The organism is Malaciobacter mytili LMG 24559, assembly GCF_003346775.1.
GTDB lineage: Bacteria > Campylobacterota > Campylobacteria > Campylobacterales > Arcobacteraceae > Malaciobacter > Malaciobacter mytili.
This window is the reverse complement of record NZ_CP031219.1, coordinates 2,436,230-2,455,830: the sequence shown is the minus strand read 5'-3', so window position 1 is coordinate 2,455,830 and position 19,601 is coordinate 2,436,230. Positions and strand designations below refer to the sequence as shown.

The following is a 19,601-nucleotide window of genomic DNA, read 5'->3' as shown; positions in this document are numbered from 1 at the left end:
GGAACAATATGTTAAATAAAATAAAGAAATATTTTTCTCATGGAAAAGACCATTTTCTTACAGTTATTATAAAAGGTCTTTTTTGGTTAGCTCCAATTATTGCAATTACAATTATAATACTTTGGATTTATGAAAATATAAATGCCTTAACTGGTAATATGTTTGAACTTTTTGGTTTAAATCCACAAAACCATCCTTTTTTATGGACAGTTATTGGTGTAATTGTTCTTGGATTTATTGCATATATTATTGGTATTTTTGTAGAGACAAGTCTTGGGGATTTTATTCAAAGGATTTATTCAAAAATTCCAGGTTATCAAACAATAAAAGAGTTAGTAAATATCTTTAATACTTCAAAATCAGGTGAGAAAAAAGTTTTAGTTGTACTAATAAAAGGGTTTACAACACAAGGGTACAATATAGGACTTATGTATTCAACAAAACAAAGTGTTGTAAAAGATCATTATACGGTTACTTTATCTATGACACCTATTCCAAATGGAGGGTATATGTTTGAAGTTCCTAAAGATAAGATATATGTTATACAAGAGGCAACTTTTGATTCAAATTTACAATATCTTTTATCAATGGGAGTTAAATCTTTAGCTGAGATTTTAAAAATCGAACCAAAAAATATTGAAGAGTTTATAACTATAGAAGAGTATCTTAAAAAGTAATATTTTCTAAGTGAAAGATTTGTTCTTCCACAACTATAAGTGCATCTAAACAGTAAGGAACCTCTAGGTTTTTTACTTGTAAGTAGTAGTTTATACTTCTTTTTAATTTTGAAAGTTTTTTTGAAGTTATATTTAAAATAGCAGTTTCATATGAAGTTGCAGATTTTACTTCACAAAAGTGATAGATATTATTTTTAGATGCAATAATATCTATCTCTCCTAATTTTTTAGCATAGAAGTTTTTTTGCAAAATTTCAAAGCCTTTGTTTTGTAAAAATTTGCAAGCTTTTTCTTCTGCTAAATCACCTATACTTTTACTCAAGGTAACTCACCCACCACCAACAAATTGTAAAAGTTCTAGTTTATCTTCATTGCTTAATCTAAAACTTTCCCATTTCTCTTTTTTTACTATTTGCATATTAACAGCAGCAGCCATTACTTTATCTTCAATTTGTAAAGTAGTAATAACTTCTTGTAGAGTTATTTCGTCATTAAACTCTCTATTTTCACCATTAACTATAATTTGCATTATTTACGCCTTTGATTGTTTATATAAAATTTTATCTAATTATTCTTTATTGTATATCAAAATATATATGTAAAAAAATATCTAATGTGGTCTTTCAACCATATAGCCAACACCTCTTACATTTATAATAAAATCCTCTTTTAAAATTTTTTTGATTCTATTTACTTCTGCTCTAATAGTTCCTATATCAATATCTTCATCATTATAAGCATAAGTTCTAAACATATCATAATTTACTACCAAACTTCTATTTTTAGCCAATAATGAAATTATCATAAGTTGTCTTTTAGGTAAAATATGAGGCTCTTTATTATAATATAAAGTTGTTGTTTCTAAATCAAAACTATATGATTTTGAAAGTCTTTTATGGTTTAAAGGTAAACTTGAATTTTTTAAAATTCTATTAATTCTTAGATGTAACTCTTTTAAATGAAAAGGTTTTTTTAAATAATCATTACATCCTATATCAAAAGCTTTAGAAATATCTTCAATATCTAATAGTGCTGAAATATAAATTGTAGGAATAGATTTTTTTTGTTTATGAAGAATTTCTAATACGGTTAAGCCATCAATATTTGGAACATTAATATCTAAAATTAATAAATCAAAATTTTCATTATCAAGTATATCAAGACAACTATCTCCATCTCTTGTTGCTGTAATTGCATGACCTACGGAAGTTAGATACTGTTTTATTGCATTGTTTAACATAATATCATCTTCAAGCAATAATATCTTCATTTGCAACTCCTTTAAATTTATATGTAAAACATGTAATATCTTTATTTGAAACTACATCTATTAAAATATTCTCTTCATCACAAACTCTTTTTACTAGATTTAATCCAAGCCCAAAGCCTTTTTGGTTTTTTTCTTCTCTATAATACTCTTCAAATATTTTTTTAGGGTTTTGAATCACACAAGAGTGACTTGAGATACTTAAAATATAATCACTATTTTCTTTTGAAAGATTTATAAAAATATCTTCATTTTCAAAAGTATATTTTATAGCATTTGTTAGATTATTATCAACTATTCTTTGAAGTTTTGATTCATTGAAAAACATAGGCATATCTTTATGTGTAAAATTGAAAATAAAATTTGATTTTACTTGCAAAGCAACTTGCGAAAAAAAATCTATTCTACTTCTTATATAATCTACAAAATCAATTTTTATTTTACTATTATCTAATTGGTCTTTTTTTATTAGATAAGTTAAATCATCATAAATAGAAAAGATATTTTTCATTGCAACTTCAATATTAGAAATATAGGCATTTTTACCATATTGCATCTCATATAATTCAATATTACCCATAATTACAGATAAAGGAGTATTTGTTTCATGTACAGCATGTCTTAAAAACTGTTTTTGGGATAAAAGTAGACTATTTGAGTAGCTTTTTTGTTTATGAAGTTTTTTTGTTTGTTTATCATAATCTTTTGAAGATTGTTCTATTAGATGTGTAAGGGCTTTTACTGTTCTTGCATATTCACTATTTTTTTTACTATTTTTCTTTTTTATATAAATAGTTTTTTCTTTTGTATTTTCACTTAAGGCTATTATTGTAAGAGTTTGATTTAAAAGCTTATTTTCATTTTTTTTATGAAAAAATTCAGCATAAGTAAAAAATCCACTTGTAGGTGCAATTGTACTAAAAGGTTCAATTTCAATTTGTATAAAATTTGGCATATATCTTCTTCTTGCCATACAAGAAAAAAGAAAAAAAGCTTCAGGATTTATTTTCTCTAAACTTTTTTTTAGTTTTTTTATTGGGTTTTGCATAATCATTTCAGCATTACCAAAACCAAGTTTTACAATATCCCCTTCTTTTAAATTACCAGCAAAACTTAAACTTCCATCTTTATGTTTTTTTATAACTGCTCTTGCAGTATTTAAAAATTCATCTTTTATAATTAAAGGAAATTCTATTCCTGTTGAAGGAAGATTTTTTGCAACATCAGTCCCTAAATATCTAGCATAAAAATCAATTGGATTCATACCTGAAATAGAGTAAACTCTATTGCCAATTACTTTATCTAAAGTATGTTCAACTCCAATTGCAGACCAATTAAATCGATAATCATTATAAACTTTTAATTCTTTAGAATTTAAAGCAACTCCCACCGAGCCAAATTTTAAAATTTTATTTTGACAAGAGATAAAAGTTTGGATAAATTCACTATTATCTCCTGCCATTCCACCACAAATTTTTACTTTATTATTTACAGAAGAAATACCATTTAAGAACTCTTCAGCATTCATTTTTATCCCATCTGTAAATAAAATAAGAAGTTTTGTATCTTCTTTTATTAGTTTAGTGGCTAACTCTTTTCCATTTTCAAAACTATCTTCTAAAGTTGAAAAATCACTAACTAAAGAGGTTTTATCAAAAATACTAATAGAAATAATACTATTTAAAGTAGTAACTTTATCTTCAATAATCTCTCCATCAGTAGTTGCACCAATAATTGTAGCTTGGGGCAGGTTTTTTTGTATATAGCTATTTATTTTTTTAAATACTTTATGGTTATTCCCACAAAAGATTTGAACTAAGATATTTTTTTTATCTTTAAATTTCTCAAAATTTATAACATTTTCAAGATTTTTATTGTTTAAATTATAGTTATAACATTTCATAAAAAAGATTTTATCCAAAAAAAGAGTAGAAATTATAAAAAAATCCTTTTAATTAAAGAGTTTAAATCCCATAAATTAGTAGTTTCTTATATCGCTATTTTAAAGCTATTTTGTAGCTAAACTATGGCTATACAAAAGTAGTATTATTTTCAAAGTGAAAAATCACTACGAAAAAAACTAATAAAAGGATAAAAAATGGTATATGAAAAACCACAGTTTAAAGAAAAATATGAGAATTTTATTGGTGGAGAGTGGATTGAACCAAAAAGTGGTGAATATTTTGAGAATCTTTCTCCTGTTAGTGGAGAAGTTCTTACAAAAATTCCAAGATCAAATGAACAAGATGTGGAATTAGCAGTAAGTGCTGCAAAAAAAGCTTTTGAAAGTTATAAATATTCAACTGTTATTGAAAGAAGTACAATGCTAAATAAAGTAGCAGATGCTATTGAAGCAAACTTAGAAAGACTTGCAATTGCTGAAACACTTGATAATGGAAAAACAATTAGAGAAACACTAAATGCAGATATTCCTTTAGTTGTTGATCATTTTAGATATTTTGCTTCTGTTATTAGAAGTGAAGCTGGAACTGTTGCAGATTTGGACAATGATACAGTTTCACAAGAGATATATGAGCCTTATGGAGTAGTTGCTCAAATTATTCCTTGGAATTTCCCTTTACTTATGGCAGCTTGGAAATTAGCTCCTGCTTTAGCAGCTGGAAATTGTGTAGTTTTAAAACCAGCAAGTGCTACACCTATGTCTATTTTATTACTTATGGAGATAATTCAAGATGTTTTACCAAAAGGAGTTGTTAATATTATTAATGGGGCAGGGGGAAAAATAGGAAAATATCTTTCAACTCATCCAGATGTTAAAAAAGTAGGTTTTACAGGAGAGACAACTACTGGACAACTAATTATGCAATATGCAACAGAGAATATTATTCCTTCTACTTTAGAGCTTGGTGGAAAATCACCAAATGTATTTTTTGAATCAATTATGCATAAAGATGATGAGTTTTTTGATAAGGCAATTGAGGGACTAGTTTTATTTGCTTTTAATAGTGGAGAAGTTTGTACTTGCCCTTCAAGAGCTTTAATTCAAGAGTCAATTTATGAACCATTTATGCAAAGAGTATTACAAAGAGTTGAAAAAATTACACAAGATAATCCTTTAGATAGCTCAAATATGATGGGAGCTCAAGCTTCTGTAAATCAAAAAGAGAAGATTTTAGAGTATATTAAAATAGGAAAAGAAGAGGGGGCTGAGTGCTTAATTGGAGGAGAAGAGTATAAAAGTACAACTTTCCCTAATGGAAATTATATAAAACCTACAATTTTTAAAGGTCATAATAAAATGAGAATTTTCCAAGAGGAGATTTTTGGGCCTGTGTTAGCTGTAACTACTTTTAAAGATGAAGAAGAAGCAATTGCAATTGCAAATGATACAGTTTATGGCTTAGGTGCAGGAGTTTGGTCAAGAGATGCCCATCAACTTCATAAATTAAGTAGAGCAATTCAAGCGGGTAGAGTTTGGGTAAATTGTTATCATCTATATCCTTCTCACGCTTCTTTTGGAGGATATAAAAAATCTGGAATTGGTAGAGAAACACATATGATGATGTTAAACTCTTATAGACATACAAAAAATATCTTAACTTCATATAGCAAAAATGCGTTAGGATTCTTTTAAAAACCCATAGGCTTTTTGCCTATGTGAGGAGATAAAATGAAAATTAATAGAGTAGAAGTAACTCCTAAAGCTTGTGAAATAATTGAAATGTTAAAAAAAGAGCATGGTGAGTTGGTTTTTAATCAAAGTGGAGGATGCTGTGATGGTACAGCTCCTATGTGCTATGCAAAAGATGATTTTTATGTTCCAAGTAGAAATGTAAAACTTGGAGAAATTTGTGGATGTGAATTTTTTATGGATAAAGACCAATTTGAGTATTTTAGACATTCTCAAATTACAATTGATGTAAAAGAAGAGAAAGCAGCCTTTGGAAACTCTTTTTCTTTAGAGATAAATTTAGGGTATCAATTTATTACAAAATCTAGAATTTTTACTGATGAAGAGTATAAAAACTTAGAGCCAATTTAATTTGGCTCATAAGTTTTTTAAGTAAATTATTTTAATTTCCTAATTTCAAGCATTTTAAATCTATCACCCATTCCTGTTGGTTCAATTAGTAGTTTTACTTTTTGTGTTTGTTTTAAGTAATTGTTTTCATCTACATTTTTTCTTAAAAGCTCTAAAAGTTCAACTATACCAAAATCAATTAATGCCATAGCTTGTGTTTTAAAATTAGTTTGTAAAGAGAGTTTATGTGCAATATCTATTAAATATTTAAAGTTTACATCATATGTAATATCACTATTTTTATAAAATTGTAAAACATTTATACTCTTATCAAAAAAAGCATAAACTTTATGATTTTTATAAACTCTTATTGAAAAGTCATTTCTTGCATAATTATCCCCATAATCAAAAGTAATAAAGATAAATTTTTCTATATTTTTATTTAAAGTTTCAATAAAAGATTTATAAGAAAGGGCTACTTCACCTTTAGTTATATTAAACTTTTTACAGTAATTTAATATATTTTTATCTTTACAAGGATGAAACAAAATAGTATTTTCTTTTACAAAAGCTTGATGTAAAATATTATCTTTTGTATAAACAAGCTCACAAGTAAAAGCATCAAAAATTTCATTTGCTACAATAAAAGCCTCATTTAGTTTAACTTCACTAAGGTCTTTATAAAAAGTTAAATTAATAGCATCACCAAAAGATTCATAAAGATAACTTTTTTGTTTTTTTTGTAAGGATTCAAATTTTTCTATAATTATAAAATTTAGTGAGTTTAAAAGTGCAGGTTTTAAAGTATAAATAAATTGAATAATATCTGCAAGTAAGTAGCCATGATGTGCCCCAATTTCAACAATACTGCAAGTTTTGCTTAAAGATTTTTCTTCTATTGAATCTACTATTTTTTTAGCAATTGTTCCTCCAAAAAAAGAAGTAGTAGAAACAGAGGTAAAAAAATCTCCTTCTTTTCCTATAATTTTATAGTTTGCATAGTAGCCATCATTATCATATAGCCAAGAGTTCATATAATTACTAAATGTTTTCATCTTGGGATTTTATCAAAAAAATTGTTATATTGTAGTTATTATAATTTTATAATTTGTATAAAATCTACTAGTAGGTTTGTTACTACAATGTAATAGATTTTAGGTATAATACATTTGAAATAAAAATAATTAAAGGAGAAGCCCATGGTAAAAAGAACAAAAATTTTAGCAACATTAGGGCCAGCTAGTGATAGTGTTGAGGTAATTGAAGGGCTTATAAAAGCTGGTGCTAATATGTTTAGATTAAACTTCTCTCATGGAGATCATGAATATCATTCACAAACTTTAAAAAATATTAGAACTGCTATGAGAAATTTAAATACAACAGTTGGTGTATTACAAGATATTTCAGGTCCAAAAGTAAGAATTGGAGATATTAAAGAGCCTTTTGAATTACATAGAGGTGATATTATTACATTTTTAAAAGATGATATAGTAGGTTATAAAGAAAGTAATAAAAGTTATGTTGTATCTATTAATTATCCTGAGCTACTTGATAAAGTAAAAGAAGATGAGTATATTTATTTATATGATGGAACTATTAGAGCAAAAGTTATTGAAACTGGAATTGAAATTAAAGCTAAAGTTGAAAATCATGGAATTTTAAGTTCAAGAAAAGGAGTAAACTTCCCAAATACAGTAATTGATATTGATGTAATTACTAAAAAAGATAAAAAAGATATTGAATGGGGAGTTGAAAATAAGGTTGATTATTTTGCTATTTCTTTTGTACAAAATAAAAAAGATATGTTAAGTGCAAGGAAACTATTAGGTGAATATAAAGGAAAATTAATTGCAAAAATTGAAAAATTTGATGCAGTTGAGAATATTGATGAGATTTTAGAAGCAAGTGATGGATTAATGGTTGCAAGGGGAGATTTAGGGATTGAAGTTCCTTATTATGAAGTTCCTACAATTCAAAAAAGACTTATTAAAAAAGCAAATATTGCTTGTAAACCAGTAATTACAGCAACACAAATGCTTTTATCAATGACACATAATGAAAGAGCTACAAGAGCAGAAATTTCTGACGTTGCAAATGCTGTTTTAGATGGAACAGATGTGGTAATGTTAAGTGAAGAGAGTGCTGTTGGAGATGACCCTGTAAATGTTGTTGAAACAATGAGAAATATTATTGCAAAAACTGAAGAGATTTATGCTTTTGATAAACAAGATAAGATGAATTATATCGATGAATTTGATGTTATTCAATCTACAGTTACAAAACTTGCTGATGATATTAATGCAAAAGGAATTTTAGCTTTAACAAGTTCTGGACAATCTGCTATTAGAATGTCAAGATATAGACCAAGAACTAAGATTTTTACTTTTACGCATAAAAAAAGAGTATTAAGTGGATTAACAGCAGTTTGGGGTATTTATCCAATTGATACAATAAAAGAGTCTCAAGCTTCAAAAATGTTTCAAAAAATGCTAAAAACTTTAGATTCAAAAGGGTTATTAGATAAAAAAGGTCCTTATGTGGCAACTGTTGGATACCCAGTTGGTATGCCAGGAAGTACAAATACAATTAAAATTTTAACTGAGAGCGAAATAGAATATTATTTAAATCTTCCTCACCAAAAGAAGTAAGTTTAACTTACTTCTTTTAAACTCTTTTTGGTTTATACTAAACCTTGTTCAATCATTGCATCAGCAACTTTTCTAAATCCAGCAATATTAGCACCAAGAACTAAATTTGTAGGTTCACCAAATTCAGCAGCAGTTTTGCTAGTAGTTTCAAAAATATTTTTCATAATTTGCTCTAATTTTGCTTCAACTTCTTCAAAAGTCCAATTTACCATTGAAGCATTTTGTGCCATTTCTAATTGGCTTGTTGCAACCCCACCAGCATTTGCAGCTTTACCTGGACCATAAGCTATTTTTTCTTTTATAAATAAATTTACAGCATCAGGAGTAGAAGGCATATTTGCTCCTTCACTTACACAAATACATCCATTTGCTAATAGATTCTTTGCATCTTTTAAATTTAATTCATTTTGTGTAGCACTTGGAAATGCAGCAAAACATGGGATACTATATACTGCATTTGTTCCCTCTTTATACTCTTCAACAGGAGTATAAATAGCATTTGGTCTATGTTTTACATATTCTGTTAATCTTTGTCTTTTTACTTCTTTTAACTCTTTTAGAAGTTCTAAGTCTATTCCTTCTTTATCATAAATCATACCTCTTGAATCACTACAAGTTACAGGAATAGCACCTATTTGATAAAGTTTTTCAATAGTATAAATAGCAACATTTCCAGAACCTGAAACAACACAAATCTTATTTTCTAAAGTTTCATTTCTAGCTTCTAGCATATATTTTGCAAAATAAACAGCTCCATATCCTGTTGCTTGTGTTCTACCTAAAGAACCTCCCCATAATAAAGACTTTCCAGTTAAAACACCCTCATATCTATTTGCAAGTTTTTTATACATTCCAAACATATATCCAATCTCTCTTGCTCCAACTCCTATATCTCCCGCTGGAACATCAGTATTTGCACCTATATGTCTAAATAGTTCTGTCATAAACGCTTGGCAAAATCTCATAATTTCATTATCAGATTTTCCTTTAGGGTCAAAATCACTTCCCCCTTTTCCTCCACCTATTTGAAGTCCTGTTAAAGCATTTTTAAATATTTGTTCAAAACCTAAAAATTTAATAACACCAGCATTTACACTTGGATGAAATCTAAGACCACCTTTATATGGGCCTAATGCTGAGTTAAACTCAACTCTAAATCCTTTATTAACTTGAATTTCTCCATTATCATCAACCCAATTTACTCTAAAGAAGATTTGTCTTTCAGGTTCTACAATTCTTTCTATAATTTTGTGTTTTGCATATTTTGGATATTTTTCGATTAAAGGTCTTAGTGATTCAAGAACTTCTTCAGCTGCTTGATAAAATTCTGTTTGAGATGGACTTGATCTTTTTAAATAATTAAAAACTTCTTTTACGTATGGCATATTTCTCCTTTTTTTATAAACTAAAAGTGTAATTAATATTAAAGTTAATTTAACTAAAATGTTAAATTTTATCACAAAAAGTTTCAATTTTAATAAATCTGATTAAAAAATAGACAAGACAAGTAATACTTTGAGTAAGGAAGTGATTTTTTTTGAAACTCTCTTTTAAAAGCTTGATTTTCATAGGGAATAAATTTATATAAAAAGAGTATTGAGGTAATTAAGATAGTGATAATAGGAAGAATAATAATTCAATAAGTTAAATATTTATTATTGAACATTATTCTTCTTCTTTTGTATTTAATTTAATTTAGCATAGATTTCTAATAGTTCGATTTGTTTATCTAATTTAAAAATCTTTAATTCTAGTTCTTTAACTTTTGAAGAGTTTAAAAGAGTTTCCACATCACTTGTAGTTTTTAAGCCTGCATTTTTTTCTTCCATTATAGTGTCAAGTAAAGAGTTATATAGTTTATAATCATCTTTTGTAATATCTATTTTTTCTTCAATAGTCTCTATTTTTGCTAATTTTGATTTATAAAAATTTTCTTCTTCTAAGATTTTATTTTTTAATTCTAGTTTTGATTTTAAATAATCAATTTGTGTTGCTTCTATATCATTAAAAGTTCGTACATCAAAGGGCATAGAAATAGAGATTCCTACACTTTGAGTCTCCTTATCTACAATAGTTGTAGAAGAGTGGTTTCTAGTATAATCATAAGTTGCACTTAAAGTTGGTAAATATTTTGATAATACCATTCCTTTTAATTCATATTTTGTATTTGTATTTGCTTGTGCTTGTAATAGTTCTAAGTTTTTATTTATAAACTCTTCTTTTGAAACCAATTCAAAAGTTGGTAAATCAAACTTTTCATACTCTCCACTTGCTATATTATTAAACTTATTTATTAGTTCTTTTTTTTGATATTTTAAATCAATTAGGTTCTTTTTAGCACTATTTGCATCTAAAATTGCATTATCTAAATATGAAGTATCTAAAAAGCCATTTAAAACTTGCTCTTTTTTTCTTTGAACATCTATTTGTGCATTTTTTAAAATAAAAGTAGTTTTTTCAATCTCTAAATCCATCTTGTGGATATTATATAATAGGTTTAAAGCTTGTGTAATTAAAGATTTTTTTTCAATATTTATACCCAAATTTGAGTATTTTTCAGAAGCATCAGCATATTTAATAGCTTTATAAATTCCACCACTTTTAAAAATTGGCTGATCTACTCTAATTACAGATTTTTCATAATCATTTGTCTGTCCATCTACTTTTGAGTAGGTATAAGTAATAGGGTTTATCCAATCTTTTCTTAGCTTACTACTATCTTCTATTACTTTTTTTTCATCTAATTCAAACTTTTTTAGCCTATCTTCTGAAAGAATATTTTCTAAATTTGATGAGTTTAGATATAAAGGGATAAAACTACATAAAAGTAGTTTTATCTTAAGAGATTTTGCTAAGTGCATTTTCTAACCTTTTGAACCCTTCGTCAATCTCTTCTTTTGATATTGTTAAAACAGGTAAAAGTCTTAAAGTATTTTTTCCAGCTTTAAGTACCATTACTCCTTCTTCTAAAGATTTTTTAATTATATCTGATAGAGTTTTTTCATCTTTTACTCTTAATCCTCTCATAAGACCAAGACCTACACTATCAAGAAAAATATCTCTATTTCTTTCATAAACTTCATTTAGCTTTTTTTCATAATAGATTATTGTTTCATCAAGTTTACCACTATTTTTATAGTTTTCTAAAATATTAACTACCGCAAGTCCTGCTGCTGTACTTAAATAGTTTCCACCAAAAGTAGAACCATGGTCTCCTGGCTCAAAAATATCTTTATGTTTAGTTAAAACTGCCCCAATTGGAACACCTCCAGCTAATCCTTTTGCAAGTGTAATAATATCTGGTTCAATTTCATATAAGTTACAAGCTAAAAATTCACCTGTTCTATAAACACCTGTTTGAACTTCATCAACAATTAGAAAAATATCATTTTGCTTTAAAAACTTTGCAAGTTCTTGAATAGCTGCTTTTTCAAAAGGTTGAACTCCACCTTCTCCTTGAACTAGCTCAATCATCACAGCAACAGTTTCATCATCTATTGAATTATAAATATCATCAATAGTTGTATCATATGAAAACCCATCTGGATATGGAGCAAAGTTAGGCGAGTGAAATTTTTGTTGCCCTGTTGCTTTAACAGTTGTAATTGTTCTTCCATGAAAAGAGTGTTCTAATGTGATAACTTTGTATTTTTTTTTCTTAAATTTTGTTTCCCCATATTTTCTTGCAATTTTAATTGCACCTTCATTTGCTTCAGCTCCACTATTTGCAAAAAAAGTAGCAACATCATATCCACTTAATTTTGCGATTTGTTGTGCTAATTTTGCTTGAGGTTCAATAACATATAAATTTGAAATATGAGTAATATTATTTACTTGTTCACAAATTGCATTTGCAACTTGTTTATTACCATGACCTACTGATACTACACCAATCCCTGATGTAAAATCGATATAATCTTTACCGTTTTCATCATATAATGTAGCATTTATACCTTTTTTAAAGTTTACATAATTTCTAGCATATGTTGATAACACATAGCTTTTATCAAGATTTTCTAACTCTTTTGACATTTTTTTCCCTAACGAAATTTATATAATAGTAGGATTATATCTAATTTAATTGAACAAAATGTTAATTGAAAAAATAAGTTAAAAAAATCTTCATTTTAAAGGATTTTTTTAATGGCTCTTTGGGTATAATCAAAACTAAAATTAAAGGAAAAAAATGCAGCACTTGATTACACCTTCTGATTTTACTAATGAGGAAATTTTAAATCTTTTTGACGATGCTAGAATGTTTAAGGATTTACAATCTAATCTTTTTTTACAAGGTAAATTAGTTGTAACACTATTTTTTGAAAACTCAACAAGAACAAGAAGTTCTTTTGAAATAGCAGCGAAAAGATTAGGTGCAGAAGTAGTTTCTTTAGATGTTGGTACAAGTTCAAGAAGTAAAGGTGAGACTATTTTTGATACTGTTGCAAACATTAATGCTATGAAACCAGATGCTATTATTATAAGGCATAGCGAGTGCGGATTACCTGGAAGTTTAGTGGAGCATGTAAATTGTCCTATTTTAAATGCAGGTGATGGTAAAAATGCACATCCTACACAAGCTTTATTGGATTTATTTACAATAAGTGAACATTTTAATGCAAATATAGAAGGTAAAAAAATAGCAATAGTTGGAGATGTTAAAACATCAAGAGTTGCATCATCTAATCTTGAACTTTTACCAAGATTTGGAATAGAACCAATTATTGTTGCACCAGATCATTTTAAATCAGAAGATTCAGCTTTTAGACAAGTAACATTTTTAAATGAAATAATCAATGAAGTGGATATTGTAATGAGTTTAAGAACTCAATTAGAAAGACACTCTGAAATTTATTATACTTCTATGCAAGAGTATGCAAAAGATTATTGTATAACAAAAGATAGTTTCCAAGATAGAGATATTTTATTACTTCACCCAGGTCCTGTAAATAGAAATATTGATATTGATGATGAGATGCTATTGGATCCTAGAAATAAAATATTAGAACAAGTATCAAATGGTGTTGCTATAAGAATGGCAGTTCTAAAAAAATTATTAAAATAAGTAGTTCTTTGAAAAAAGAGGAAATTAGACTATTATTAAATAAATATGGCTCAGAAAATGAGCCATTTTTTTTTATGATTTCTTATGATTTAAGTAAATATGAGATAATTAAACTTAAAGACTTACCTTCTAATATAAAGTTTGAGCTTTGTGAAAAAAGTCAATCAAAACTTCAAGAAAAAATTTTAGTAAAAAAATATCCTATAAGTTTTAAAGAGTATAAAAGTAAATTTGATATTTTGCAAGAAGAAATATTAAATGGAAATAGCTATCTTTTAAATCTAACTTGCAAAACAAAAATACAAACTTCTTTATCTTTAGAAGAGATATATAAAAAAGCAAAAGCTAGGTTTAAATTAAAATATAAAGATGAGTTTGTATGTTTCTCTCCTGAAAGATTTATAGAAATTAAAAAAAATAAAATCTATACTTATCCTATGAAAGGAACAATTGACACAAAAATACCAAATGCTCAAACTAGAATTTTAGGTGATATAAAAGAGATGGCTGAACATACAATGGTTGTTGATTTACTAAGAAATGATTTAGCAATTGTCTCTTCAAAAGTTAAAGTTGATAAGTTTAGATTTTGTGAGAAGATAAATGCAGGTGAAAAAAAACTTCTTCAAGTAAGTTCTAAAATTCATGGAACTTTAGATGATAATTGGCAAAGTAAATTTGGAGATATTATAACTTCAATTTTACCAGCAGGTTCTATTACAGGAACTCCTAAAAAAATAACAGTTGATATTTTAAATAAAGTAGAAGCATATAAAAGAGATTTTTATACGGGAATTGCTGGAGTTTTTACTTCACAAAAAGTTCAAAGTTTTGTATTAATTAGATTTATTGAAAAACATAAAAATGAGTTTTTTTATAAAAGTGGTGGAGGAATAACTTGTGATTCAAATGTAACTTTAGAATATCAAGAACTTCTAGATAAAATTTATATTCCCTCTTAAACTGTAATTATTCTGTAACTATAATTTTATAAAATTCCTATAATATTTTTTAAAAAATAGTAGGAGACATTATGAAAAATAAAGTTGTAGTTATTGAGTATGCTGCTGGAACTGATAAAGGTTTTGATGGCTTTAGACCAGATACTAAGCCAATATTAAAGGCTATTGAGGAAGCAACTTCTTTAGAAACTGAAATTGTATTTTATATACCAAATAAAAAAGAGCAGTTATTTGAATATTTAGTAAATAATGCTTATTGTGTAATTAGTAGAATAAATCCTGGAAACTTAAAACAAATAGATGAGTATTTTCAGTTTTTAAAAAACTTAGCAAATAAACAAGTAATAGTGCATACTCATCCAGATGTAATGATTAACTTAGATTTTAAAGATATTTTATTTAAATTAAAAGATACTGTGTTAGGTGAAAAAAGCACTAAATTTTATCAAGATTTTAAAGAGTTTAAAATAGATTTCCCAAAGGTATTAAATAGGGAAAAAATAAGAGTTCTTAAAACAAATTATGGTTCAACAGGTGAGGGGGTTTATTTAATATCATTAAATGAAGATAATACTATTTCTTCAACTGAAGCTGTAAATAATGAAAAAGAACATTTTAGTAATCTTGATGAGTTTTTAGCTAATTTTTCTTTAAAATTTGAAGAAGAGGAAAAAAATGCAGTCTATTTTAAAAATAAAAAAGGTTTTGTTTCTTGCAAATATTTAAGTAGAATTAATGAAGGTGAGATTAGAGTTTTACTTGTTAATGATAGACCAATTTCAGTAGTACATAAAAAGCCTCAAGAGGGGGAATTTTCTGCAACTTTATTTTCAGGCGCACAATATAAATATGAAGAGCCAACTTTACCAAAATATAAAAAAGTTATAGATTTAACTATGCAAGGTTTAGATGAAATAAAACCCTATTGCAAAAATGAAGATTTTCCATTACTTTGGACAATGGATTATATTTTAGATTATGATAAACAGTTAAATGATATATATGTTTTAAGTGAAATAAACTGCTCGTGTGTGGGAATAACAACACAATTAGAGTATGCAAGAGATATTGCAAAGGTATTTAAACCTCAGGCTATTGATTTTAAACTTGATAAAGATATTTTATTAAAAAAAGCTACATATTAGTCCAAAATTTTAAAAAGTTTACTACTTCATAAATAGTGTAAGGATTTTCAATTACATTATGTTTTGTTTTTGGAAGTAGTACAACTTTTGCATTTTTATATTCAAGTAGTGCCATAGCACAATGTCCATTTACTTTTTTTTCTTCATATTTTGAGTATTTGCTAAAATATTGGTCATGTGTACCAATTATATTTAAAAATGGGTCTTTTTTTTTGGCTCCAATTTTAAAATCACGACTATAATAACCATTTTCGCAAGCATAAGCAACAACAACTCTTCCTTTAAACTCTTTTCCTTTATATTTTGCAGCAGCTAATGCACCCTCACTACTTCCCATTAAAAAAATATTTTCTATATTTATAAATGAAAACTCTTTTAATCTATTAATATTATAAAAAACTTCAGCAACTCTTACTTTATGAACTTCTTCATAGTTTCTTATTTTTGTTGGAGTTTTATATGTTGGTCTATTTTTTAGTTCATAAGAGTTTGGAGCAAAAAAGATAAAGCCTTCTTCTATTATAGCTTTGCAATACTCTTTTCCATAGGAAAATCCAGCAGAGCCATGCATATAAAATAAAGTTGGATAGTTTTTAGTTATTTTTAAGTCTGAAAATTTTTCTTTAAATTCTTCAATAGTTAAAATTAAAGCTTCATTATTATTAAAAAAGTTTTTTGGTATTCCAATAAACCCTTTTTTATAGGTATCTTCAAAATTCTCATATTTTTTTATAGTCTTTTTTAACTCTTTCACTTTTATATGTCCTAAAAATTTTTTGGCTATTATAACAAAAGAAAAAAACTTGGGAATAAAATAAAACATTAATATGGAAAATAAAGTATATTTTGAAACAATAAAATGTGAAGATTATGAAATTTTTAATTTAGAGTATCATAATAAAAGAGTAGCAAATACAATAGCTAAAAATTTTGATTTGGGTGAATATATCTATCCTTTAAGTAATAAACTTCTAAGATGTAAAGTTATTTATAATGAAGATGAGATTATAGATATTAATTATTTTGAATATAAAAAAAGACAAATCAAAAGCTTTAAAATAGTAAATAATGATAATATCTCCTATTCAAAAAAGTATTTAAATAGAGAAATTTTAGATAATATTGATAAACAAGGTTGTGATGAGGTAATGATATTTAAACAGGGGTATTTAACTGATACTACAATCTCAAATATTGCAGTTTTAGTTGATAATATTTGGTTTACTCCCAAAAAACCTCTATTACAAGGAACAACAAGACAAAGATATTTAGATAGTGGATTTTTAAAACAGTTGGATATAACTTTTGATATATTAAAAAAAGCTTCTAAAATAGCACTTTTAAATGCAATGATAGATTTTGATATTATAGAAGATTATTCATTGTCTTTATAGACTCTTTTTAGAATTTTTTCCCATTTATTTTCCCCTTGCCACTGTATATTTGCTTTTTTATAAATTTTTTTATTTTTTAAAATATAAATATTATTTTCATTAAAAATAACTTTAGGAATAAGTTTTGGTCGTTTATTAAACTCTATAACTTTTGAACTTAAATTATCTAAAACAAGAGGCATTGAATCTTTGTTTTTAATATATAATAAAACCATATGGTATGAAGTTGCATTTTTAACTTTTACTATTGCTAAATATAATTTATCTTTAGGTATTCCCAAAGTAAGGAGTGTAAAATATTTTGCAATAGCATAGTCCTCGCAGTCACCTTTACCTTCAATTAAAAACTCTTTTGGTGTAGCCCAATAATCATCAACTTTATATTTTTCCTCATCATTAACTGGAAGAATTTTATTGTAAAAACTATTTACATAAGAAAGCTTTTTTATTAATTCCAAATCTTTAGTTGTATCTAGTAATCTTTTATAATTAATTAGTCTATGTATAATTTGTGAACTAGTAGGTTTCTTTTGAATTAGAGCTAAATCCTCTTTTGTTAAGGTTACCTTTTTAGCTTGTAAAGATGAAATTGTTATCAAAATAAGTAGAATTATCTGTTTCATAAGTTATAATAACAAGTTATTTTAAAAAAGAGGATAAAGTTCTTATGATAAATGAAATAATAGAACAGAATAGTTATAAAGATTTAGTAGCTTCTCAAATAAATGAGATAATAAATTTTTTACTAAAAAATAATAAAGAATTCTCAATAACTGCTAATTTAGAGGCGATGGAATTTAATCCTGAATTACCAAGTACAATAAAATCACAATTATCTAAATTTTCTTTATATATTTTATCAAATTATACATATACAACTGTAAAAATTATAAATGAAACTATTTTATCTTTTGAAGCAGGATTTGGAAGTGAAAATTTTGGTTCAACAGTACAAGTTCCTTTACATTCAATTTTTCAAATAATTATTGATGATTCAATTTTATACTTAAATCCAATTGCAACAGTAGATAAATTTAATACAAAACCAAAAGAAAAATCTTTAAATAATTTTAAAAACAATCCAAGAAACCTTAAATTGATTAAATAATGAAATATGAAAAAGAATTAAAAAAAGCTTTTTCTATTTCAATCCCTGTTATGATGGGATATATTGTTTTAGGATTTGCTTTTGGCTTATTATTAACAAGTTTTAATTATCCTTGGTATTTAGCACCTATTATGTCTATATTTATATATGCGGGTGCTTTACAGTTTGTAGCAATAAACTTTTTTAATGCAAAAGCTGGATTAATTGATATTGCTATTGCTTCTTGGTTTGTAAATATTAGACAATCTTTTTATGGATTATCTTTATTAAAAAGATTTAAAAATAGTGGAAATTTTAAACCTTTTTTAATTTTTGGTTTAACAGATGAAACATATGCTTTATTAACTACAATAAAGGATGATGAGAGTTTAAGTAAAAAGCACTACTATTTATTTTTAGGTCTATTAAATCAATTATATTGGATTATTGGATGTACTAGTGGGGCTTTAATTGGCTCTTATGTAAAGTTTAATACAGCAGGCTTGGAGTTTTCTTTAACTGCTCTTTTTGTTGTATTATGTATAGAACAATATAAAAACTTAAAAAATATTTATCCTTTTATAATAGGTGCCATCTCTTCTATCTTTGCACTTATTTTTGTTTCTAGTGATAAGATGCTAATTGTTTCTATTGTGTCTTCATTGATATTAATGTTTTTTTTAAGAAAAAAGGTTGAAGCTTGAGTTCTTTAGAGATATATTTAGCCATTTTAGTTATGGCAGTTGTAAACTACTTTACAAGGGTATTCCCTTTTATATTTTTTATAAAAAAAGAACCACCTTTATATATTATATTTATTGAAAAGTATTTTCCACCTGTTATTATGATGATACTTATAGTTTATACCTTAAAAGATATAGATTTTAAAATATATCCTTATGGATTTAAAGAGTTGCTTGGTATTTGTGTAACGGCATTTTTGCATTTAAGTATAAAAAACTATCTTATCTCTATTTTTGGTGGAACAATTTTTTATATGGCTTTAGTTCAATATTTATAAAGTTTCTATCTCTTCTTCCCAAAGTATTGATACTCCATATTCTTTATGGGGTATTACATACTTAAAATATTCACTACTTCCTTTTTTACCATGAAGTCTTACAATAGTTTGACCATCTTTTAAAAGTTTTTTCATTTCAAGTTCTGAAAAACTTTTTTTATTCCATTTTAAAAAAGTATTTGAATAGACTCTAAATCTACATGTAGAATCCGAAGTAAAAACATATATTTCACTTTCATCATATTGTTTTTTAGCATTTTCACAGCTATATACTTTAATATTTTTCCCTCTTGCTGTGATTTTTTTTGAGATTACATTTGCATTACAATAAGGACATTTCCCAAGTATCATTATCT

General features: G+C 26.2%; 22 protein-coding genes. 11 read left to right on the top strand and 11 right to left on the bottom strand.

All coding sequences use genetic code 11. The features are described from left to right. The first annotated feature begins 8 nt into the window (after positions 1-8). Positions 9-677, top strand: coding sequence for a DUF502 domain-containing protein (locus AMYT_RS12085; protein ID WP_114842776.1), 669 nt, complete (start codon positions 9-11; stop codon positions 675-677). Here AMYT_RS12085 and AMYT_RS12080 read toward each other — a convergent pair. The 4 genes from AMYT_RS12080 to AMYT_RS12065 all read right to left on the bottom strand — a co-directional run bounded on the left by AMYT_RS12080 (position 667) and on the right by AMYT_RS12065 (position 3,847). Next, positions 667-999 (bottom strand): YraN family protein, encoded by a 333-nt coding sequence (locus tag AMYT_RS12080; protein ID WP_114842775.1) that lies wholly within the window; start codon positions 997-999, stop codon positions 667-669. The two genes, AMYT_RS12085 and AMYT_RS12080, sit on opposite strands and share 11 nt — an antisense overlap. A gap of 6 nt (positions 1,000-1,005) precedes the next feature. Beyond that, the gene (thiS, locus tag AMYT_RS12075; protein ID WP_114842774.1) at positions 1,006-1,206 is read right to left on the bottom strand and encodes a sulfur carrier protein ThiS; all 201 of its coding nucleotides are present in this window, start codon (positions 1,204-1,206) and stop codon (positions 1,006-1,008) included. A gap of 81 nt (positions 1,207-1,287) precedes the next feature. After that, a complete protein-coding gene (locus AMYT_RS12070) occupies positions 1,288-1,947 on the bottom strand; it encodes a response regulator transcription factor (protein ID WP_114842773.1) in 660 nt (219 codons plus the stop codon). Then, positions 1,928-3,847 (bottom strand): FIST N-terminal domain-containing protein, encoded by a 1,920-nt coding sequence (locus tag AMYT_RS12065; protein ID WP_114843200.1) that lies wholly within the window; start codon positions 3,845-3,847, stop codon positions 1,928-1,930. The genes AMYT_RS12070 and AMYT_RS12065 overlap by 20 nt, the downstream gene beginning before the upstream one ends. 195 nt (positions 3,848-4,042) lie before the next feature. Here AMYT_RS12065 and AMYT_RS12060 point away from each other — a divergent pair, with 195 nt between their 5' ends. Next, on the top strand, positions 4,043-5,539 hold the full coding sequence (locus AMYT_RS12060; RefSeq protein WP_114842772.1) for an aldehyde dehydrogenase family protein: 1,497 nt from the start codon (positions 4,043-4,045) through the stop codon (positions 5,537-5,539). Between the two features lie 36 nt (positions 5,540-5,575). Next, positions 5,576-5,947 carry a DUF779 domain-containing protein gene (locus AMYT_RS12055; protein WP_114842771.1) on the top strand — a complete coding sequence of 124 codons (372 nt, stop codon included), beginning with the start codon at positions 5,576-5,578 and terminating at the stop codon, positions 5,945-5,947. 26 nt (positions 5,948-5,973) lie between these two features. Here the strand turns inward: AMYT_RS12055 and AMYT_RS12050 are convergent, their stop codons facing one another. Continuing rightward, a complete protein-coding gene (locus AMYT_RS12050; protein WP_114842770.1) occupies positions 5,974-6,981 on the bottom strand; it encodes an SAM-dependent methyltransferase in 1,008 nt (335 codons plus the stop codon). Positions 6,982-7,125: 144 nt separating this feature from the next. On the opposite strand from AMYT_RS12050, the gene pyk reads away from it, so the two are divergent. Next, positions 7,126-8,574, top strand: a complete 1,449-nt coding sequence (gene pyk / locus AMYT_RS12045; protein WP_114842769.1) for a pyruvate kinase — start codon at positions 7,126-7,128, stop codon at positions 8,572-8,574. A gap of 32 nt (positions 8,575-8,606) precedes the next feature. On the opposite strand, the gene gdhA is transcribed toward pyk, so the two are convergent. The 3 genes from gdhA to AMYT_RS12030 all read right to left on the bottom strand — a co-directional run bounded on the left by gdhA (position 8,607) and on the right by AMYT_RS12030 (position 12,606). Continuing rightward, entirely contained in the window at positions 8,607-9,959 is a 1,353-nt protein-coding gene (gene gdhA / locus AMYT_RS12040; RefSeq protein ID WP_114842768.1) for an NADP-specific glutamate dehydrogenase, read from the bottom strand. A gap of 300 nt (positions 9,960-10,259) precedes the next feature. Continuing rightward, entirely contained in the window at positions 10,260-11,435 is a 1,176-nt protein-coding gene (locus AMYT_RS12035; protein ID WP_114842767.1) for a TolC family protein, read from the bottom strand. Continuing rightward, positions 11,413-12,606 carry an aspartate aminotransferase family protein gene (locus AMYT_RS12030; protein ID WP_114842766.1) on the bottom strand — a complete coding sequence of 398 codons (1,194 nt, stop codon included), beginning with the start codon at positions 12,604-12,606 and terminating at the stop codon, positions 11,413-11,415. Before AMYT_RS12030 ends, AMYT_RS12035 begins: the two co-directional genes overlap by 23 nt. Before the next feature lie 154 nt (positions 12,607-12,760). Between AMYT_RS12030 and AMYT_RS12025 the strand changes: the two genes are divergently transcribed. The 3 genes from AMYT_RS12025 to AMYT_RS12015 all read left to right on the top strand — a co-directional run bounded on the left by AMYT_RS12025 (position 12,761) and on the right by AMYT_RS12015 (position 15,743). Further along, on the top strand, positions 12,761-13,636 hold the full coding sequence (locus AMYT_RS12025; protein WP_114842765.1) for an aspartate carbamoyltransferase catalytic subunit: 876 nt from the start codon (positions 12,761-12,763) through the stop codon (positions 13,634-13,636). 8 nt (positions 13,637-13,644) lie between these two features. Next, entirely contained in the window at positions 13,645-14,598 is a 954-nt protein-coding gene (locus AMYT_RS12020) for an aminodeoxychorismate synthase component I (RefSeq protein WP_114842764.1), read from the top strand. A gap of 71 nt (positions 14,599-14,669) precedes the next feature. Further along, a complete protein-coding gene (locus tag AMYT_RS12015; protein ID WP_114842763.1) occupies positions 14,670-15,743 on the top strand; it encodes a Cj0069 family protein in 1,074 nt (357 codons plus the stop codon). Here AMYT_RS12015 and AMYT_RS12010 read toward each other — a convergent pair. Next, positions 15,733-16,497 carry a dienelactone hydrolase family protein gene (locus tag AMYT_RS12010; RefSeq protein ID WP_162919507.1) on the bottom strand — a complete coding sequence of 255 codons (765 nt, stop codon included), beginning with the start codon at positions 16,495-16,497 and terminating at the stop codon, positions 15,733-15,735. The two genes, AMYT_RS12015 and AMYT_RS12010, sit on opposite strands and share 11 nt — an antisense overlap. 73 nt (positions 16,498-16,570) lie before the next feature. Here AMYT_RS12010 and AMYT_RS12005 point away from each other — a divergent pair, with 73 nt between their 5' ends. Then, a complete protein-coding gene (locus tag AMYT_RS12005; RefSeq protein ID WP_114842761.1) occupies positions 16,571-17,137 on the top strand; it encodes an aminotransferase class IV in 567 nt (188 codons plus the stop codon). On the opposite strand, the gene AMYT_RS12000 is transcribed toward AMYT_RS12005, so the two are convergent. After that, positions 17,119-17,760, bottom strand: coding sequence for a transglutaminase-like cysteine peptidase (locus tag AMYT_RS12000; protein WP_114842760.1), 642 nt, complete (start codon positions 17,758-17,760; stop codon positions 17,119-17,121). The two genes, AMYT_RS12005 and AMYT_RS12000, sit on opposite strands and share 19 nt — an antisense overlap. A 44-nt stretch (positions 17,761-17,804) precedes the next feature. Between AMYT_RS12000 and AMYT_RS11995 the strand changes: the two genes are divergently transcribed. The 3 genes from AMYT_RS11995 to AMYT_RS11985 are packed head-to-tail and all read left to right on the top strand — an operon-like array spanning position 17,805 to position 19,245. Beyond that, entirely contained in the window at positions 17,805-18,245 is a 441-nt protein-coding gene (locus tag AMYT_RS11995; RefSeq protein ID WP_114842759.1) for a hypothetical protein, read from the top strand. Further along, positions 18,245-18,928, top strand: a complete 684-nt coding sequence (locus tag AMYT_RS11990) for an AzlC family ABC transporter permease (RefSeq protein ID WP_114842758.1) — start codon at positions 18,245-18,247, stop codon at positions 18,926-18,928. Before AMYT_RS11995 ends, AMYT_RS11990 begins: the two co-directional genes overlap by 1 nt. Beyond that, on the top strand, positions 18,925-19,245 hold the full coding sequence (locus tag AMYT_RS11985; protein WP_114842757.1) for a branched-chain amino acid transporter permease: 321 nt from the start codon (positions 18,925-18,927) through the stop codon (positions 19,243-19,245). Before AMYT_RS11990 ends, AMYT_RS11985 begins: the two co-directional genes overlap by 4 nt. Here the strand turns inward: AMYT_RS11985 and AMYT_RS11980 are convergent. Beyond that, positions 19,240-19,596, bottom strand: coding sequence for a hypothetical protein (locus AMYT_RS11980; RefSeq protein WP_114843199.1), 357 nt, complete (start codon positions 19,594-19,596; stop codon positions 19,240-19,242). The two genes, AMYT_RS11985 and AMYT_RS11980, sit on opposite strands and share 6 nt — an antisense overlap. Positions 19,597-19,601 lie beyond the last annotated feature (5 nt).

Coding starts and splice junctions, on each gene's coding strand:
- AMYT_RS12055 (WP_114842771.1), top strand. CDS start 5,576: ATGAAAATTAATAGAGTAGAAGTAACTCCTAAAGCTTGTGAAATAATT.
- AMYT_RS12050 (WP_114842770.1), bottom strand. CDS start 6,981: ATGAAAACATTTAGTAATTATATGAACTCTTGGCTATATGATAATGAT.
- AMYT_RS12060 (WP_114842772.1), top strand. CDS start 4,043: ATGGTATATGAAAAACCACAGTTTAAAGAAAAATATGAGAATTTTATT.
- AMYT_RS12000 (WP_114842760.1), bottom strand. CDS start 17,760: ATGAAACAGATAATTCTACTTATTTTGATAACAATTTCATCTTTACAA.
- AMYT_RS12035 (WP_114842767.1), bottom strand. CDS start 11,435: ATGCACTTAGCAAAATCTCTTAAGATAAAACTACTTTTATGTAGTTTT.
- AMYT_RS12015 (WP_114842763.1), top strand. CDS start 14,670: ATGAAAAATAAAGTTGTAGTTATTGAGTATGCTGCTGGAACTGATAAA.
- AMYT_RS11980 (WP_114843199.1), bottom strand. CDS start 19,596: ATGATACTTGGGAAATGTCCTTATTGTAATGCAAATGTAATCTCAAAA.
- pyk (WP_114842769.1), top strand. CDS start 7,126: ATGGTAAAAAGAACAAAAATTTTAGCAACATTAGGGCCAGCTAGTGAT.
- AMYT_RS12065 (WP_114843200.1), bottom strand. CDS start 3,847: ATGAAATGTTATAACTATAATTTAAACAATAAAAATCTTGAAAATGTT.
- gdhA (WP_114842768.1), bottom strand. CDS start 9,959: ATGCCATACGTAAAAGAAGTTTTTAATTATTTAAAAAGATCAAGTCCA.
- thiS (WP_114842774.1), bottom strand. CDS start 1,206: ATGCAAATTATAGTTAATGGTGAAAATAGAGAGTTTAATGACGAAATA.
- AMYT_RS11990 (WP_114842758.1), top strand. CDS start 18,245: ATGAAATATGAAAAAGAATTAAAAAAAGCTTTTTCTATTTCAATCCCT.
- AMYT_RS12025 (WP_114842765.1), top strand. CDS start 12,761: ATGCAGCACTTGATTACACCTTCTGATTTTACTAATGAGGAAATTTTA.
- AMYT_RS12070 (WP_114842773.1), bottom strand. CDS start 1,947: ATGAAGATATTATTGCTTGAAGATGATATTATGTTAAACAATGCAATA.
- AMYT_RS12005 (WP_114842761.1), top strand. CDS start 16,571: ATGGAAAATAAAGTATATTTTGAAACAATAAAATGTGAAGATTATGAA.
- AMYT_RS11995 (WP_114842759.1), top strand. CDS start 17,805: ATGATAAATGAAATAATAGAACAGAATAGTTATAAAGATTTAGTAGCT.
- AMYT_RS12085 (WP_114842776.1), top strand. CDS start 9: ATGTTAAATAAAATAAAGAAATATTTTTCTCATGGAAAAGACCATTTT.
- AMYT_RS12030 (WP_114842766.1), bottom strand. CDS start 12,606: ATGTCAAAAGAGTTAGAAAATCTTGATAAAAGCTATGTGTTATCAACA.